General features: G+C 36.5%; 11 protein-coding genes and 1 pseudogene. 6 read left to right on the top strand and 6 right to left on the bottom strand.

Features of this window, described 5'->3' with window-relative positions; all coding sequences use genetic code 11:
* Positions 1-143: 143 nt before the first annotated feature.
* From map to F6K27_RS34250, 4 genes and pseudogenes are all read left to right on the top strand, one after another.
* Positions 144-989 carry a type I methionyl aminopeptidase gene (gene map, locus F6K27_RS00205; RefSeq protein WP_287273821.1) on the top strand — a complete coding sequence of 282 codons (846 nt, stop codon included), beginning with the start codon at positions 144-146 and terminating at the stop codon, positions 987-989.
* Between the two features lie 860 nt (positions 990-1,849).
* The gene (locus tag F6K27_RS00200; protein ID WP_287273822.1) at positions 1,850-2,065 is read left to right on the top strand and encodes a hypothetical protein; all 216 of its coding nucleotides are present in this window, start codon (positions 1,850-1,852) and stop codon (positions 2,063-2,065) included.
* A 653-nt stretch (positions 2,066-2,718) separates the two neighbouring features.
* On the top strand, positions 2,719-3,411 hold the full coding sequence (locus F6K27_RS00195; protein WP_287273824.1) for a response regulator transcription factor: 693 nt from the start codon (positions 2,719-2,721) through the stop codon (positions 3,409-3,411).
* 157 nt (positions 3,412-3,568) lie between these two features.
* Positions 3,569-4,376 (top strand): annotated as a pseudogene (locus F6K27_RS34250) (transposase); the annotation flags it as partial.
* A gap of 880 nt (positions 4,377-5,256) precedes the next feature.
* On the opposite strand, the gene F6K27_RS00180 reads toward F6K27_RS34250, so the two are convergent.
* The 3 genes from F6K27_RS00180 to F6K27_RS00170 form a co-directional block, all read right to left on the bottom strand.
* Positions 5,257-5,970 (bottom strand): PHP domain-containing protein, encoded by a 714-nt coding sequence (locus tag F6K27_RS00180; RefSeq protein ID WP_287273826.1) that lies wholly within the window; start codon positions 5,968-5,970, stop codon positions 5,257-5,259.
* A gap of 869 nt (positions 5,971-6,839) precedes the next feature.
* Entirely contained in the window at positions 6,840-8,081 is a 1,242-nt protein-coding gene (locus tag F6K27_RS00175; RefSeq protein ID WP_287273827.1) for a HetZ-related protein, read from the bottom strand.
* 609 nt (positions 8,082-8,690) lie between these two features.
* Positions 8,691-9,347, bottom strand: a complete 657-nt coding sequence (locus F6K27_RS00170) for an L-threonylcarbamoyladenylate synthase (RefSeq protein ID WP_287273829.1) — start codon at positions 9,345-9,347, stop codon at positions 8,691-8,693.
* Positions 9,348-9,819: 472 nt separating this feature from the next.
* Here F6K27_RS00170 and larC point away from each other — a divergent pair, with 472 nt between their 5' ends.
* Complete coding sequence (gene larC, locus F6K27_RS00165; RefSeq protein WP_287273833.1) at positions 9,820-11,145, top strand: nickel pincer cofactor biosynthesis protein LarC; 1,326 nt, start codon at positions 9,820-9,822, stop codon at positions 11,143-11,145.
* A gap of 117 nt (positions 11,146-11,262) precedes the next feature.
* Here the strand turns inward: larC and F6K27_RS00160 are convergent, their stop codons facing one another.
* The 3 genes from F6K27_RS00160 to F6K27_RS00150 form a co-directional block, all read right to left on the bottom strand.
* Positions 11,263-15,726 (bottom strand): tetratricopeptide repeat protein, encoded by a 4,464-nt coding sequence (locus F6K27_RS00160; RefSeq protein WP_287273835.1) that lies wholly within the window; start codon positions 15,724-15,726, stop codon positions 11,263-11,265.
* A gap of 246 nt (positions 15,727-15,972) precedes the next feature.
* Positions 15,973-16,188, bottom strand: a complete 216-nt coding sequence (locus F6K27_RS00155) for a hypothetical protein (protein WP_287273836.1) — start codon at positions 16,186-16,188, stop codon at positions 15,973-15,975.
* Positions 16,189-16,728: 540 nt separating this feature from the next.
* Positions 16,729-17,013: a hypothetical protein gene (locus tag F6K27_RS00150; RefSeq protein WP_124145216.1), complete on the bottom strand. Its 285-nt coding sequence runs from the start codon at positions 17,011-17,013 to the stop codon at positions 16,729-16,731.
* Between the two features lie 673 nt (positions 17,014-17,686).
* On the opposite strand from F6K27_RS00150, the gene F6K27_RS00145 reads away from it, so the two are divergent.
* Complete coding sequence (locus F6K27_RS00145; protein WP_287273837.1) at positions 17,687-19,096, top strand: NupC/NupG family nucleoside CNT transporter; 1,410 nt, start codon at positions 17,687-17,689, stop codon at positions 19,094-19,096.
* Positions 19,097-19,342: the final 246 nt, after the last annotated feature.

The raw sequence follows: 19,342 nt of genomic DNA, 5'->3' as shown, positions 1-19,342 counted from the left end.
TCTCAATTTATCTTGTCTCAGTCAAGGCATCAATTTGACATTTGACTTTAGTTCTACCTAGACTTTAAGATGTCATAGATAATATTTAAAAAGCGTTTCGGTACAAAAAATGCTGATAGCTAGTTAACAACTTGTCAGAAAACATGAACATTTTTAGTAATATACTCGCAACTCCCGCAAAACCTAAGCCACGTCCTACTGTTAAGAAAAAACAACGTCGAGGAATAGAAATTAAATCTCAACGAGAAATAGAAATTATGCGACAATCCTGTAAAATAGTCGCAACAGTACTCAAAGAAATTTCTCTGATTGTTAAACCAGGAATGACAACTGCTGACCTAGATGCATATGCAGAAAAACGCATTCGAGAAATGGGGGCAACGCCAAGTTTTAAAGGTTATCATGGTTTTCCTGGTTCTATTTGTGCTTGCATAAATAACGAAGTTGTCCATGGTATTCCCAGCAAGAAAAAAGTTATTCGAGTTGGTGATGTTTTAAAAGTAGATACAGGAGCTTACTATCAAGAATTTCATGGAGACTCTTGTATTACCATTGGCGTAGTTGAAGTTGCTCCTGAAGCAGCCAAACTAATTCGTGTAGCAGAAGAAGCAATGTATAAAGGTATCGAACAAGTCAAAGCTGGTGCTTATCTACTCGATCTTGCAGGAGCTATTCAAGATCATGTAGAAGCAAATGGTTTTCGTGTAGTCGAAGAATTTACAGGTCACGGTGTGGGAAGAAATTTACACGAAGAACCTTCTGTTTTTAACTCTCGAACTAAAAGTTTGCCAAATGTGAAACTCAAAGCAGGCATGACTTTAGCTATTGAACCAATTCTGAATGCTGGTTCTAGATTTACACGAATTTTATCCGATAAATGGACTGCTGTTACTGTTGATAATTCTCTTTCAGCTCAGTTTGAGCATACAGTATTGGTAACAAATACTGGTTATGAAATTTTAACAGATCGCTCCCAAGTTAGCTGTTAGGTATCATGTGATAGATGTGATAGTTTTTTTTCTATCTTAATAATTAGAACTTATAGAACCTATTTTGTATTTTTATTCAAGCTAAATTAGCTTCTGAAGTAGCTAGTATATCGAGCAATTTTTGGCTAGATAGTGGTTGAGTGATAACTATTTATGCCAATCATGATTAAACCAAGAAAATGTAAGGCTGATGTTAGGTAAGGAGAACTCAAATGGGTTCTATAAGTATTTGAGTGGGACTCAAACAATTTCTGGAGATGTAGCAATTAGCTATCGGGTACAAACGTCAATAAATAATCTTATATAAGTAACATTTTAGGGTAGTAGAAGTCAAGATTAAACCCTGCAATTAAGTCAAACTTCATTAAGTCTTTAAATATTTTTTTTAGTTATAGCAATGTGCGCTCAGGTATTTACAATGTCCAGCTCAAAGTGCAGTAAGCGAACAGGTGTACAAAAAATAATGTGTAAATATGCCAGCGCACATTGCTATAAATTATACTTGAATGTTTATTCTGTAATATCATGTCCGGATAATTAGTTATAAAAAAACTTTCTCCTTCTTCTGCTGTTGTTCTTCTTTATTACCTCTTTCCTCCTGACTCCTGAGGACTGACTCCTGAGGACTCCGTAGTTATTTATTTATCACTGTTTAACCGGACATGATATAAGACTTTTAACCACAAATATATGGATGGGAGAAATATGTTGTTTTGATGAAGCTCTGTAAAAACACTTGCACTGACTGGAAAATGTTTGCTATTTTCTCCATCAATAAGTAAAGAAATGCTGCAAAAAATTAAATTTGTGCATTTACATTTACTGGATGCTCATAATTTCAGAACTCCAAAATTCTAAATATGAAACATAGTAGATTACTAGCTCTAACAGTTCTAAGTTCGGTTGTATCACTATATGTTAAAGTGCCTGAGGTACGAGCTTTAACTATCAATTTAACTTCGACTGACAATACGCAAGCAGATATTGGTTTTCGGAAAGCTGCTGATTTTTGGGAGAGTCAATTTACAGATGATATCACTGTCAACATTTCTGTGTGGCCAAATAGCGATCGCTAGTCTCAAATCCTTGCTGATTCTGTCATTGAATAGTCTAGAGATATTAATGATGGGTTAGGAAGCAATTAAATGCGTTGGCGGATCCTAGCGGTAGCTATATCGCGCCCTTGAGTACAATAGCAATACATCCTCTAGGAAACTGAATGGATGCGATCAGCTGAAAGGGAGAAATTTTTCACCTAAATCCCTAATGGCCAAAATATTGAATTCCTTACCCTGCCTTACTTGAAAAATATTTAAAATTTCTACTATAACCTGCAGAATGTGGGATAAAAAGTAAAATCAATTCTTATCCAGAAATCATCCATTACTCTTCCCTGTTCCCAGATCCGGTGTTCCCTCTTTTGGAGGAGATGTCTAATGGAAATACTTGTACAGTCTGCCTCTTGCCCTCTACCTTGAGGACAAAGCCCGTTAATTAATTATCTAATACCTTCATTATTGACATTAGGAACGGGTTGAAGTTACTGGCAAAATCTGCTCCATAAAATTTAAAAATAACTTAATAACTTTTTGTCAAGTGTTATAAACCATACATTATTTTAGCTCCACTAATAATGAAAATTAGCTAAATTATAGAAAGTAGTAAAACTAGAAAAATCTATATGCCTGGAATGATTCAAGCTAAAAATAAGCTAGAGGAAAAATTAAAAATGCCAAGCAAAATATTATTAGTAGATGATGAACCAGGGTTACGGGAAGCCGTACAAGCTTATTTAGAAGATAGTGGATTTAATGTAAACGTTGCCAGTAATGCTAATCAAGGATGGGATATCCTACAATCATATTTACCAGACTTAGTAATTACAGATATTATGATGCCTCAAATAGATGGCTATCAATTTCTACAAAAATTACGAGAAGATCCAAGATTTAAAGCTTTACCAGTAGTATTCTTGACAGCCAAAGGAATGACTACAGACCGCATTCAAGGTTATCAAGCAGGTTGTGATGCTTACCTTTCTAAACCCTTCGATCCTGAGGAGTTAGTAGCTATAGTAGAAAATTTGTTAGAACGTCGAATAGTAGCGAAAAGCCCAAATGAAGGGGAAAATACTTCAGATATTGCTGTTTTAGCAAGTCAAATTGCCGAAATTAAAGCAATGTTAATGGGGAAAAATACAATCGCTCAAACCCCATCACCAATTAAAATGGATTTAACCCCAAGAGAGCAAAGTGTATTAGATTTAGTAGCCAGAGGGCTAATGAATAAAGAAATAGCTAGAGACCTAAACACCAGTGTCCGCAATGTAGAAAAGTATGTCAGTAGACTATTTACGAAAACTGGTACAAACAGCCGAACAGAATTAGTTCGTTATGCTCTAGAGCATGGGTTAACTAAATAGTATGATAGTCCTGCTCGCGGAATGGTAGATGAGGATGAACAACGACGCTTCATGGGAGCAAGATACAAGCAAGGGAGCAAGATGCTCCCACTCCACATTGGAGTGGGGGAGTGGGGGAGAAGTAAAGATAATAATATCAGGACTTAGGCACTGACATTGGAAAATCCAAAGGTTTTGTATTCCAGAAAGGGATTTAGCCAGATTTGTCTCCTAAATGGAAGTTGTTCTCGATCTTTACAGCAGTGTCCATTCTGAAGAAAAACCATTAATTAATATGGATGAAGCCTCTGTGCAACTTCAAGGACATCTCTACGAAACCATCCCCATGAAGCCAGGAGAAGACAAAAAAGAAGATGATCACTATACTCCTGAAGGAGTACAAGCTTTGTTCATGTTTTTTGATCCTAACAGAGGATGGCGGCGGCTTAGTAATCGAGATAGTCGGACTCGAATAGATTGGGCAGAAGAAGTGAGGCAATTATTGGATGTGGACAATTCCATTTGCTCAAAAAGTCAAGTTAGTTTGTGATCATCTCAATACCCATAATATCGCTTCTTTTTATGAAGCATTTCCAGCTCCAGAAACCCACCCTTTAGCTCGAAGATTGGAAATTTACCATACCCCTGGCAATGGTAGTTGGTTAAATGTAGCCGAGACTGAACTAAGTATTTGATCGAAACAATGTTTAGAGCGAAGAATTTGTAGCAAAGAAAAATTGGGGGGGTTGCACATTAAAGAATGATAATAGATTTTAAACTATACATATATTGAGGAAAGAATTATCCAAAAATATCTACTTTCGGATTTCATCATTCCTGATTGTGCAACGCCAAAATTGGAAAAAGAATTAATTGCATGGCAAACCGAGCGTAACCAAACTGCCTCTAAGGTGAGCTGGCAATTCTCAACTGATGATGCTAGGGTTGAACTCAAACATCTTGATCCGGTTTTTGAGACCGCCTAAGACTCAATAATTATCACTATCAATTCAATAGCGATCGCTTGTTTCCTGCTACCAATTGACAGTGATCGCCTGTTTGTGATTTTCCATTTTTCTTCAAAGCTGTTATCTTTAAAATAGCAACTTTTTCCTGACTATTCTATTGCACTATTTTAGATTAAACAATCCACTACCAATAGCGTTTATGTGTAATATCATGTCCGGATAATTAGTGATAAAAAAACTTTCTCCTTCTCTTCTCCTTTCTTCCCTCCTGACTTCTAACTCCTGACTCCTGACTTCTCCATCATTTATTTATAACTGTTCAACCGGACATGGTATAAGTCCTAAATAAAATAAATAATGCTAAATAGCTTGCTCATTCTACTTCCTACTCCCTCTTTATCTAAAGATGTCTAATATCAATAAAATATAAGTTTAATCACAAAATATTAATATTTGCCTCGAACTCTTACAACACTTGTTATCCTGAATACATCAATTTAACAAACTGTGATAAAAATCATGAGAGTATCAAAATCATCATTACATCTTGGCCAGTCAATATCTCTAGGAATTGTTTTGTTGCTAATGAGCTTTGGGGTAATGCTTGTAACAACAATAATGATAGCAAATGGAAGCTAAAAAAACAGCAGACCCCTTTCACTAAAATAAAGAGGTCTGGCAATTCAATTTAACAGAAACAGTAAGAATTTCTGTGAACTCTAGTAAAGGAAGTTCATAATAGAATAGCGACAAGTCTAATAAAAATACAGGTAGAAGACCCTGGTGTATAAACAGCGACTCCGCACGCTAGTTTAATCCTGTGGTGTCGCCTAAGCGCAACATCGGGAGTATATCAATACAGCTTTAATTATAGGGGTGGAATAGAGATATTCCCACCCTATAAACGTAGTAAAAGATTTTTTCCATGAGTATCAGTACCGCAGGTATTAAGTAGACCATAAGTAGCACTGAGTTTTTTCACTTGTTCTGTTTGTTTTGGGCTAGGATACCAGGGTTTAGTATGAGTGTAACCGTAGTAGGTTTCTACACCATCAATTCCTAACTTAGCTGCTGCTTTGATTAGATCGGTAGCAGAACGCTTATAACGACAGGGATGAGCAAGTACCGCTAAACCACCAGCTTGTTGAATTGCAGTGATGACATTAATAGCTTGATATTCTTGACCTTGAGTCGCTTTTCCTGTTAAATAGGGCTGCAAACTTGAGTGTTCTGGGTTAAAGCCATATCCTAGAATATGTACTTCAATATTAATTAAGTTGGCGTTAATTTCTACTCCACTCCACAAAGTCGGTGCTAACCGCTCGCGGTCTCCATCATTAGATTTCCAGTTTTCTAACCAACTTTTAGCTACTTGATAACCAGCAACAGTATGATGATCGGTAATGGCCAAACCTTTAAGGCCGATGGCAATTGCTTGCTCCATCAAACTTTCAGGTTTTAACTTTCCATCCGAGTAAATTGTATGTAGATGAAAGTTATAATAGTATGGACAGCTATGAGCATCAATAGTTTCAAAGATTTGCTTAATTTGAGAGTAGTTATTGGCCACTCGATTAGTCAAATCAGGAGCCAAAGCTATATTGATAGACATATATTTTAATAAATCGTTACTTTATCCAATATATCTAATTTTTATCCAAAACTGCTAATTAGCTCCAGCTAACTAATATATTAAAATTTTATATTTAAAAATATCTAATTGATTAAATAGTATTGATTTAATGAGAATGATGGGAAAAATTTCTATCAAAAAATAAGAGGGTATTTATACTGATTAAATTATTTTCGGTTAAATACTGATAATATCTGTGAAAGTAAGTAATTGGTAATTGATAATTGATAATTGATAGTTGGTTATAGTTTAAATAGCTTCATTGTTTGATGGAATGGTAATCCTGAACTCAAAATAGTTAATGACGAATGTACGTCGCTAATCGGACAACTCCCCTAACTGGCTATTGGCTACTAAATATAATAATAATTGCCGATCTCAACAGAATATTAGTCCCAATTAATTTGTATTTTAAATAACATAACAATCTTGAATAGACTGAATATAATACCAATTCACTCTAAGGATGTCACAAATAGTCAGCAACTGATGATGTGGAATAATAAGCTGAAATTATTGTAAACGTCAATACTTTAAGTCTATCAACTTTCACTTCGCGCCTTCTAACTTCTGACTTTTGACTTCTGATACCAATTCAGTTTAAAGATGTCACAAATAGTTTCAAACTTTAAATGTTAAATAATTTCCTGAAATTACTGTATAATTAAAGTTTTGTAGATCTATAAAATCTTACTTTTGACTTTTGACTTTCGACTTATAACTTCCGTGAAACGGTATGACTTCCATAAGGTGGGCATTGCCCACCCTAGACAGAAGCAGGATGACCCATATCGCAAACTTTAATTGATGGATGAGTAAAAAGAATCTGTTTCATTTTTAATACCATACTAACTTTGGTCGCTATTGCGAAAGACCCAAGCCATATCCAACAATTTTGCCCAACGTTTTTGTAACTGTTTCGGAGTACATTTAATAGTCTTCGCGATCGATTGTTCATCTTCACCATTGCGCTTGAGTTGTAAAATTTGCTGTTGTTCAGGAGAAAGAGTTGCCTGGAAAGCTTCCCATTTATTAGAATTCATACCTAATTTTTGGTCAATGTCAGCACCTAACCATTGATGCACTAACTTCCAATTTTTAGAACAAGCAAATTTTTCAACATGATACTTAAAACGTTGTTGTAAATAATCCCGTTGACGAGAAGTTAAACCTAGCTCCTTATCAATATCAGATGCTTGATAATCTTGTAATTTTAGACGCAGATAATCAATACATTGGTCTTGACCTTGAACTTCCAAGTAATTGATTAATTCAGAAATCACGCGATCGCGCAATACAGCCTCAGCAGGGTCAACAGCTTCAGAAACCATTTGCTCCCGTACTTGTTGCACAGCAGAAGACCGACTAAAAGCTTCTGCATCTTCACCTTTGGGAGACTCAACTGCCATTTCAATATCAAGAGAAGTTTCAGGAGGTTGACCCTTAGCAAAACCTTGAGCGCGGAGTACAATCAATCTTTGACGATTCCGGCCAGGCAAACCAATTTGACGCTTGGCGTACTGTTCAGTAAATGCCATATATTCTGCTAATTCTAATTTCACTCTAGGAGTATAGTCTTGCTCCAGATTGTGTTCCCGGCGGAAAGCTCTTAAAGATTCAATATAAAAACCTTGCAGAAAATCCTCAATCAAGTTATAGCGACCTTGGAAACTCAATTGTGCTCTAAAAGAAGCAATATGACGATAAATCATAGAAGCTAGCAGAGAGTGTAATTCTACCCGACCTTGTTTAGAACCAAGTTTGTAGTATTGTACGCACTTTTGCAAGCGATGACGAGCCAAACTAAGTTGCCAAGATTGAACTTCACCAGAATTTTGAATCCGATTACTCTTTTGGCAAATCCGCTCTACTTCTTGGGCGATGCGAGTGATTATGGTTTCAGCTTTTGCTGGCTTACTTTTCAAAGTACCTTGCAATTCTTGCAAAACTACAGCAGCTAAAGTTTCAGTATTCATTTCTAGTACAGTATTCGCTGTATTGTGATTTTCAACTTTGCTGTTGTTAACTTCTGGAGCAATAGCAGGGTTTGTGTTCAGGGAGTTGGGGGTGTGGGCAATGTTAACAGTCATTTGATTTTACCTTTGAATAATGCACGGTAGGTGTACGAAGTAATCATGTAGAGTGATTAGGTGTTGGTTGAAATCTGTGTGATTCCTTTGTTGCCTCTACAGTTACGACTATAGGAAAGTTCACCCAACTATTTGCAGAGGAGGGTTCCACTTTTATGATGTGGTTTTTCTGTTAACAACCAATTCTCTAATTCACTATCAGAAGTATATTTTCCGGATTTCGGTCTAAAATCAACGAAAGCTAGATATAGATTGAAAATCAGAACTTTACTTACCAAATTATCCAACTCAAAGAGACTGTGACAATATTCAAATTGGCAGTGCCACCCGTGTAACAAAAACACAAGTGGCACAGTAGTAGGTCTTAGGTTGTAGGTTTTATGGAAGAAGGAAGAGGGTAGAGGGAAGAAGGAAGAAGGGACACAGAAGTAAGGAAGAGGGAAGAAGGGAAAATCTTAAGACCTACTACCTAATATCATGTCTCTTTAAATATTAGGGAATAGGGAGCAGGGAACAGGGAGTAGGGACGTTGCATGGAACCTCCGTACAGAGGCAGATTTTGCCTTCTGGCTCCTGCCTTCTGGCTCCTGCCTTCTGCCTTCTGCTGTATTAACCAATCAGAGCTGTTACAGTTTCAACTCCAAGACCTTGCCTAATGAGATTTGGCTCTTGGCCAGTTAATTCCAGGATAGTGGATACTTGATATCCAGGATCAGAACCGTCATCAACAATTATGTCCACTAAATTTTCTAGACAATCAAATAATTCTGCTTTACCAGTAACTGCTCCTACATCTACTGGGGCCATTCCTTCCGCATCACTGGTAATGTGAGCTGATGTTGAAATGATGGGATTGGCCAAAGTCTCCAACAAAGACAAACAAGATTGATTGTCTGGAACCCGAATACCCGTTGTTTTTCGCTTAGGACTCATCACCAGCCGTGGGACTAACTTTGTGGCAGGCAACACAAATGTGTAAGGGCCAGGAATTAAACGTTTGATGATTCGGTAGGCTGAGTCACTCACAATAGCGTAATTGGCGATATTGGACAGAGAGGAACAGAGGAATGTCAGAGGTTTATCATTAGACAGTTGTTTAATTTGTCTGACTCGCTCCACAGCAGATTTAGCATAGAGGTCGCAACCGATCGCGTAAACGGTATCCGTAGGATAAAGCATCACTGCCCCATTTTTCAGATCGCTAATAATTTGTTCTACGCGTCTTTGTTGGGGTGTATCAGGATGAAGTTCATAGAATATTGCCATAATTATTATTTTAGATTATAGAAAAAGCATATGTTAGATTTTAGATTGGAAAAATTTACCAAAAAATGGGGTTTAAAGACCCGTCCTTTAGCGTAGCGGAGGAAGGCTTTTTAGAGGAAGGAAGAAATAATACTAAATCTCAAAAAGTTTGCTATATATCTTTAGTAATGGGGAGATGGGGAGTATTAAATGTAGTAAACTGACACTTATGCAATGATGCCCTGCGACGGATTGTTAAAAGCCTTTCAAAGTCTAGATTTTAGCCGTAAATATGCGCCCTACAAATTTGGCTTCTCCCCAACTATGGCCCAAAATACGCTCATTTTTGAACCGGAACTACCTAAAAGCTAGCACTTTTTGATACCTAAAAATCTTCAAACCTTTATTTGTAAAGACTTTGAGATTTAATCATCAGAGCAATCATTATTAATTATTAATTATTGAATCACCTACCACCTAAGACCTAAAATTTATGAAAAAAATAGCTTACCTTGAATGTCCCACTGGCATTGCGGGCGATATGTGTTTGGGTGCTTTAGTCCATGCGGGTGTTCCCCTAGAATATCTGATAGAAAAACTCAATCTTCTCGGCATTTCCCAGGAATATCAGTTAAGCACTGAAAAAGTGCATCGCAATGGTTTACTAGCTACGAAATTTCATGTCAATCTAACTTCTGCAAATCCTGAAAATGGAGAACCTCTAACTTTTGACCACCACCATCATTCTCACCATTCAGAAAATGACCAAAGTACGGAAAAACACAATCATTCTCACAACCGTCACTTGCCAGAAATTGAAGCATTAATCAAAAAAGCAGGATTGCCCCGACGTGCTGAAGCTTGGAGTTTAGCTGTATTTCACAAATTGGCTGAAGCTGAAGGTGCCGTACATGGTATTGCCCCAGAGAAGGTACATTTTCACGAAGTAGGGGCAACTGATGCTATTGTTGATATTGTGGGGACTTGTTTAGGATTAGATTGGTTGAATATTGACCAATTATATTGTTCGCCTTTGCCCACTGGTGGGGGTACTGTGCGGGCGGCTCATGGTCGGTTACCTGTACCTGTCCCAGCAGTGCTAAAACTTTGGGAGTTGCATCAGGTTCCGATTTATAGTAATGGCATTGAAAAAGAATTGTGTACTCCTACAGGTAGCGCGATCGCTTGTACTTTGGCCAGTAGTTTTTGCTCGCCACCGTCAATGTCTCTAGAATGTGTGGGTTTGGGTGCGGGTTCCCGGGATTTAGCTATTCCTAATATTCTACGTTTGTGGATCGGAGCAGGGGAGGTTAATACTCCACATTCTCAACTTACAGAATATCATTCTCCCAGTTCCCCACATCCACACCTAGAAACTGTAATGGTGTTGGAAACTCAAATAGATGATTGTACTCCTCAAGCGATCGCTTATACTTTTGATGCTCTATTTGCAGTAGGTGCATTAGATGTTTTTACTCAACCTGTGACAATGAAAAAATCTAGGTTAGGAGTGTTACTTACTGTTATTTGTCTACCGGAAAAGTTATCTGCTTGTGAGGAGGTAATATTTCGAGAGACTACAACTCTGGGTATTCGTCGCTCTACTCAAAAACGGGCTATTTTGCAGCGAACAATTGATCGGGTGCAGACAGACTATGGAGCAGTGCGGTTAAAAGTGGCAAAGATGGGGAATCAAATTGTAAATGTGCAACCTGAATATGAAGATTGTGTCGCATTAGCTAGACAGCAAAATATTCCTTTGATGAAAATACAGAAAATGGTATTACAAGCGTGGAATGGGCATCTTGCCCGTTCCTGATATTTTCACCGCAAGTGCTGCGCGCAGGTAACAGGCAACAGGGGGAATAATTTATATTTTGTATTTTGGATTGTTTGAACTATTTGTTAATATTAACTATTCCCTGTTCCCTGTTCCCTATTCCCTATTCCCTTGACTTTCTTTCCACTCTCCCTGCAAAGTAAAAGCTGCCCAATAATAAGGTTCTTTCCAACGAGTCTCAGAAACCATCTCCAACTGTGCTTTTCTTAATGCTTCTGTTGGTGATAATTTGTCTTGTAACATCAACCTATAGAATCTACTCATTATTTCGCTAGTAGCAGCATCGTCGATATTCCACAAACTGACAAGTACGCGAGGTGTACCTGCATACATAAATCCCCTGGTTAATCCTACTAACCCTTCTCCCCGTATTTGTTTTCCTAATCCAGTTTGACAAGCACTCAACACTACTAAGTCTGCGGAAAAATCCAGGTTGAAAACATCATGGAGACGTAAAAATCCATTCAGCAAGTTTCCCTGTGGATCTAGCATCGATAACACAATTCCAGAAAGTTCAGGGTTAATGCTATTAAGTAGTCCGTGGGTAGCAAAGTGGATAATTTTGTATTGATTCAGTTGAGAATTGATTACCTGGGTACGATTTGCCACAAAATCAAAGTAGGAGATAGTCTCTGAGTTTGGCAAAAGGGCGAGAATTGCTTCTGCTTCTGTTCGGGTTTCTGGGAGTCGTTGCCAAATTCCTACATCCATTTGTCGAGCGGCACGATTGAGGTTATATTGTTCCCTATTTTCATTCTGAGTTGATACGGCAGTTTTTAATCGGGTATCATCAGGACTAAAGATTGGATCGGCAACTATCGCAATGGTTTTGGGTGCAGTTTTTCGTTGTTGGGCATCTCGACGTAGAATACTTAAGGTTGATGCAGAAGGAAGATTGACAATTTCGTGCTTACTTATTAAAGGTAAATAATTTGCTTCTGATGAAGTTGTTGGTAAGGAAATGGCAGCAAAGGGAATGTAATGTAAAATGCCATCACTAACGATCGCCAAGCGTCGATCTTTCAGTTGAGGAGCAACAGGAGCTAAAATTATCTCATAGAGAGATTGAGAGATTTCTAATAACAAAGATGGATCTACTCGTCTATCAGTAATAGTAAAACGAAATTCTTTAACTATGTTTTCAATTAATGCTTTTGGAGGGAGTTCATGACTGGTAATACTATTTTTAGTAACCGCCCAAAGAAAGCTACGCTTCTTACCTAAAGCATATTGCAACAGAAGTGTATCATTATCCAGAATTTGTGCTTGAATCTGTTTTAAAGTGAGGGGTTGAGGTTGAGTGATAGCTGCATAACTCGGACTTTTTTCGCGGATTTTTGCCTGGACTTCTTGATATTTTCGGAGGAGGTATTGTCGTTCTTGTTCGATCGCTGTTTTTTGTTCTAGGGTTTCTTTTTCACTAATGTAAAGTTCTACCCGTCGTCGCTCAATGGCATCTAATTGTTGTTGTAAATTTCGTTCTTGAATGACTAATTCTGGTTCAACACCTTTGCGGATATCGGTGTTTGCTTCGGTGAGGAGTTCAAGGAGACTTCTTGCTTTAGAACGTTCGCTGATATTCAGTGCTTGAGCATCATATCCTTGAGAGGGATTTTGTTGATGCAGTTCCATTAATAGGTCGATGTAAAATTCATAATAGTCTTGTTTGGAGGTAAAAAAGGTAAGACGTTCTTCGGGAGAATTTTTGCTAGTTCGTGTTTTTTCTATTAAAGAAATTGCTGTTTTTATTTGAGTTAAAGCTGTCTGGAGATTACCTTGTTTTTGTTCGACTTTAGCAATACCAAACAAGTTTTCTGCTTTTGATTCGGGATAGTTCTTGTCAAGTAATTCTAGGGATTTATTAAAGAACTGCAAGGCTGTTTCGAGTTCTCCTAAATTAGAATAAACTTTACCTATCTGTGTATGCAAAGAAGAATAATTTTTTCCATGAGAATTTAGAGCTTGTTTTAAAAATTCTAAGGCTGTTTCTAATTCTCCGAGTTCAGAGTAGATTGCAGCAATATTCATAGAGATGGAGACTAATTTAAGAGGGTAATTATCCTGGGAAATTTTCCAGGCTTGCTGATAAAATGTTAGGGATTTTTCTAAATCTCCGAATTGCTGGTAAAGTTTACCAATTTTGTTCAAAATATCGGTTTGTTGATTATAATTTCTGAGTTTTTTGTAAATTATCAATGCTCGATTGTAGAATTCTAAAGTTTTTTCTTTATCTCCTAATTCAGAGTAAGTATCACCAATTTCACTTAGTATTAAGGCTTGTTTGTTAGGATTCTCAATTTTCTGAGCAATTCTCAAACCTCGATTGAAAGAATCTAAAGCATTTTGATAATTTCCAGCCTGAAAATAAATCCGAGAAATCCAAATTAAAGTATTTATAACTCCCTCATCAAAACCACTATTTTGATAAACTTTCTTAGCTTGATTGAAAAAGTATAATGCCTGCTTTGAGTCTCCTAATTCAGTATAATCTTTACCAATTCGCATTAGACCTGCTCTTTCTAGATCTGGTCCCAGTTTTTGATAAATTATACGATATTGTTCAAAGGCATTTAAAGCATTTTCTGGACTGTCAATTTGATAGCACAGTTTACCAATTTCCCTAAATACTTCTGTGTTTGAAATTGTTTTTGATTGAAGAATTTCTTGACCATAGCTTAGGGATTTTTGGCAAAATTCTAGAGCTTTGTCTGAATCTCCTAAATAAGCATAGATTCGACTCATTCTAATCAATATATCAAGGCTTCGTCTTTCTCGAAGAGGTGCATCATTTTCTTGCTCATAAATAGGTAAAGCTTGCTGATAGGAATCTAGAGCTTTTTTGAAATCTCCTAATATGGTGTAACTTTTACCAATTTCATAAATTGTCCAAGCTTCTCCTGAACGGTCATTATTTTTTTGATAAATACTTTGTGCTTGATTAAAAGTTTCTAATGCTTTGTTTGGATTTTCTAATTCATAGTAAAGCTGACCAATAGTTCGCCAAATCCATGCTTCCTTTTTGTAATCTCCTAATTTTTGAGAAATTGGGATGGCTTGATAATAGAATTGTAAAGCAGTTTCCTTATCTCCAAATTTAATGTAGTCTTCTCGAGCAATATTGGTGAAAATATCTACTGCTTTTTTATCTTCACCATTTTCTATAAAAACTTTTCCTGCTTGCTCAAATACTTCTAAAGCTTTCTCTTTACTGCCTAATTCATAGTATATTTTGCCAATAGTTCTGAGGATATATGCTTCTTCACTAAAATCATTAATTTCTCGATAAAATAAAAGAGCTTGACTATAAAAATCTAGTGCTTTTCGTTTACTTTCCAATGGATTTTGTAATTCATTTTCAGCAGTATAGAGATACAAATAGCCAATCCGACTGAGAGTCTTTGTCACTTCCTCGGTTTCGCCAATTTGTCGGTAAATTTTCAGAGATTTATTCAGAACTTCAAATCCTTTTTCTGAATCTTTCAATCGATAGAAATAAATTCCAGCAATTTTGTCACGCAAGAGATTAGCTTCAGCTTTAAAATCGCCCTTTTCCTGGTAAATTTTCACAGCCTGCGTTAAAAATTCCACCATTTTTTCCAGGTTTTCTTGATTCCCATAATATTCAGCAACTTTAATCAAAAAATCTGTCTCCCCTTCATTATCTCCCAATTTTTGATAAATATTTCTTGCTTGTTTATACGCCTCTACTTCATTTTTTTCATCTTGTAATTTAGAGTAAATATTTCCAATAGCAAACCAAATAACAGGCTGACGATATTCAAAAATCAAGGCAGTTTCTGAATCTCCGATTTGAGTGTAAAATTGACTAGCTTCCTGAAGTATTTCTAATTCTTGACTGTAGAATTCTAATGCTTTTTCTAAATCTCCCGAATCAGAGTAAACTCTTCCTAAACTATCCAAAATATTAGCTGCTTCAATACCATCGCCAATATCTTGATAAATACTCAGTGCTTCTGTGTAAAACTCTAATTGCTTTTCTTTATCCTCTAACCAACCATAGCGATCGCCCATCTTTTTTATCGCCAGTGCTTTGCCTTTTTTCTCCTCAATTGCTTGATAAATTTTTAATGACTGTTCGTATAATTCCAAAGCTTTTTGTTGATTATCTGACCACCAATAATCCACAGCAATTGTTAATAGATTTGCCTGGGCTTGACCTATCGTAAAATTATCGCCATTTTGGGATATAATTTCCCGATAAATTGCCATAGCTCGATTAAATAAATCCCATCCTACTCCATCATTTCTATACTCAATAAGATTCAATTCACTGAGAAGACCCAAAACAAAAGCTTCTCCTTCTTTATCCCTAATTTCTTGATAAATAGCCAAAGATTTTTCGAGTAATTTCTGTTTCCCTTCATTACCATCATATAAATATCGGCTCTGAGCCATTCTATTCAGAATCCTCGCTTCTCCAGATAAGTTATTAAGTTCCTGGTAAATTGCGAGAGATTTTTTGTAAAGTTCTAATGCTTTTTCTGGAGTGCTATGAATTTTTTCTAACAATAATTGAGACTGACCAGAACTGACAAACAAACCATGAAATGATTGAAAATTTCTTTCTTTTTCCAGTCGTTCTAGCTCAATAATATAAATACTACCAATTTGACTAATAATAAATGCTTCCTGGAGGCGGTTATCAAATTCTCGATATAAATTTAATACTTTATTGTAGTGTTCTAATGCCAGCTTTGTTGCGCCAATATTTCTGTAAATTTCACCGAGTTTAATTAAGGTTAATGCTTCTTGAGATTTATCTCCTAATGTTTGCCATTTTAATAATTATTCTTCCCATTTTCTAATAGCTTTTAGCTGAGATGGAATTATTCTTTGTTGGGCAAAAATTTCAGCTTGATTAACAAATTGTTGTTGATTTATCGGAAGAACATTGTTTTTACTAGGTTCTGCTATTACAGATTTTGAAAAAATTAAAAAGTAGGCAAATAAAATTAGGTTTTGCTGAAATATTAGTAAGATATTTATTTTATTTAAAAACATTTACTTATCACCTCCAGACGGCATTCATTAAACATCTCTAGAAAAGAGGGAACAGGGATAAATAATTGATACAGCAAATTCCACTTTAATGAGGTACACCCGTCGCGGGCAAGATCCCCGCACTTGCATTCATTTAATTGTTAATCTCTGTAATTTGAGGATAAGAATTGATTTTATTTTGAATTTTCATGCATATGTCTATTAGACTTCTGGACTATAAGAAAGTAAGAAGTAAAGAAAGAGGAAAAATGACTCTGGTGGTCGTGCATTGTCCGGCAATGTTTGTTATAAGAAAAGTGGGAGCATTTTGCTCCCGTGCTAGGTATTCCTGTTTGTTATATACTATTTCCCTGTATACCATTATTATCAAAATAATATGGGTCTAAAACCCCGCCTTTTAAGACGCAATATTTTTGGAGCGGAGTTCAAATCCCCGTTACAAAAATAACTTCTGTACGGGTGGTTCGCGTTTGCGGAGCATTCCGTAGGAAACCACCCCTACTGACTTCTGACTTCGTTAAGCAGGAATACCCTAAGTTTCTAACTGAAAGGATCTAAATCATTACATTCATCCTCATCTCGATCGCTAGGAGCATACTTAGAAGGTGGGCGATCGCTACTCCAGGCCCACCAACTACAACCACACTTACAATGATAAAATTCTTGCCATTTGCGACGACTATTTTCTCCATAGACAGGGGAACGTCGATTAATCCAAACTGCCTGTGCGTCTATTGTACCTGCCCCACATTTAGGACAGGAGAACTGAAAAACATGAATTGAAGATTCTGTCCATTGGGGAGGAGTTGGGCTAAATGCTTCCATAACTTATCCTATATACCATATAAGTTTTATTATGTCAATATTGTAACTGAAAGTTAAAAAGCATTTCCTGACGGAATGCTCCGCAAACGGCAATTCAATACTCAGCATTACTGCTTAGATTTATAGTCAAACCGAAAGAAAAACAATTTCTAAGGATATTTTAACCCCTCTTAAATTATCTGGCGTATCAGCCGAGTATTTCAGCCCAAGCTAATAACTAAAAGTTGTTAGCCGAGAGTTAGTTAAACTGAAAAGAACAACTTATTTAGGATATAGCTTTGAAATTAAATTAAGCGTTAGAAGGAATAGAGAAAAATACAGTAGATTTATCCCATAAGAAGTACATAGATTAACAATTAAATGTTTCTATTTCAGGCATCTTGCCCACCATAGGTGTACCTTACTAAAGTAGAATCTTCTGTAATTAAGAGATTTTTTTGTAGTCAAAATCCAAGCCCCCGCGCATCCCCCAATTTTGGGGGACTAGAGCAAGCAAATTGACTCTTGTTCCCCCCCAAAGTTGGGGGGATAGGGGGGCAAAATTCAGTATCAAAAAACTTTTCAGATATCCTCTAAAATTGGTTGGGTTTTGATTCCCTATCTACTTCCTTCTTACTTCTTCCTTCTTACCTCTTCCTTCTTCCTTCTTGTTTCTTTATTCAACCCTAATCAAATGAATCTGTTATTAAACTTTATATCTTTAATTGGAATTGTAATTCTGTGTTTTATCGCATGGTTAGGTTCAGAAAATCGCCTAGTTATTCCTTGGAAAGTTATATTTTGGGGAATAGGATTACAACTATTTATTGGTCTGCTCATATTTGTATTACCAACCCGCGACCTCATTGCACAAATCAATAACCTTTTAAATGCAGTACTAGATGCTTCAGAAGCAGGGGCCAGATTTTTATTTGGTGGCTCTGATTCGGCAATTGTCCCAGACCCTAATCGTATTGTGGGACCAGGCCCCGCAGCTAGATGGATAGTTAGAACCGTAGGTACTCCTTATGTAGAAATTCCAGGCGATCGCCTCACACCGGATAATCTGAATTTAGGCTTTATTTTTGCTTTTCGTTCTCTCCCACAAATCATCTTTTTTTCTGGGTTAATTAGTCTATTATATCGACTAAATATTATTCAGCCTATCGTTAAATTATTTGCTAAAATTTTCCAAAAAACAATGAATATTAGTGGGGCAGAATCTTTATCTGGAGCTGCGAATATATTCGTAGGAATAGAATCAGCAATTGCCGTCAAACCATATCTACAGGATATGACCCGCAGCGAACTTTGTACTATTTTATCTTGTTGTTTCGGTTCGATCGCCTCTTCAATATTAGGCATATATGCAGTTATTCTCAGACCAACATTTCCTGGTATTACTGGGCATTTAGTCTCAGCATCAATAATGACTATTCCTGCTTGTTTTGTACTATCAAAACTCTTGATACCAGAAACCGAGCCACCGAAAACTTTAGGTCATATTCCATCTGAGAAAAAAAAAGAAAATGACCAATTACCAAACCCAATGGATAGTTTAATGAATGGAGGGATAGATGGAGTAAAAATGGCAGTGGGAATTGTGGCAGTAATTATTGTAATTTTAGGATTACTTGCATTAGTTAATGCCATATTTAATGGTTTAGCAAATCTACCAAGTCCCCTCGGAAATATATTTCAAATAATTACTGTACAAAATATCTTAGGAGCGATATTTTTACCCCTAACTTTTCTCACTGGAGTATCTCTAGAATGGAACGAACTTTGGCAAGTTTCAATATTAATTGGACGTAGATTATTTGAAACCAGCATCCCTCCTTATTTTACTCTGGCACAACTAAAGGCGGCTGGAGAAATTAGCGATCGTGGCTTACTAATAGTTAGTTATGTTCTTTGTGGTTTTACCCACATAGCATCCTATGGAATTTTTGTCGGTGGAATATCAAATCTCATACCATCGAGGCGATCGGAACTTTCTGCTCTTGGTTGGAAAGCTCTATGGGTTGGTACTCTTGCTACTTTAATGACAGGTTGTGTCGCCGGATTATTTGATTTTGGCGACCCTACTATTTTAGGTCTTTGATAGTAGATGGTAGGTGGTAGGTTAGTAGTTAAATATTCTGAGGAATTTAACTGATAATTTATAGCCATTGCCATTAGGTATTTCCAGAAAAGAAGGAATAGGGAATAGGGAGAAATAATTGATAATTGTATAGATAAAAATTGATTTTATTTTTGATTTTTTGAGATGTCTATTAGTACTCTTGACTTACCAAATAATTAAGGTTTAAAGCCTCTTCTTTAAAGGATAAAAGCGGTAGATATTCGG

It is taken from the genome of Okeania sp. SIO2F5 (assembly GCF_010692685.1).
Taxonomy (GTDB): domain Bacteria; phylum Cyanobacteriota; class Cyanobacteriia; order Cyanobacteriales; family Microcoleaceae; genus Okeania; species Okeania hirsuta.
This window is presented reverse-complemented; position numbering and strand designations above follow the sequence as displayed.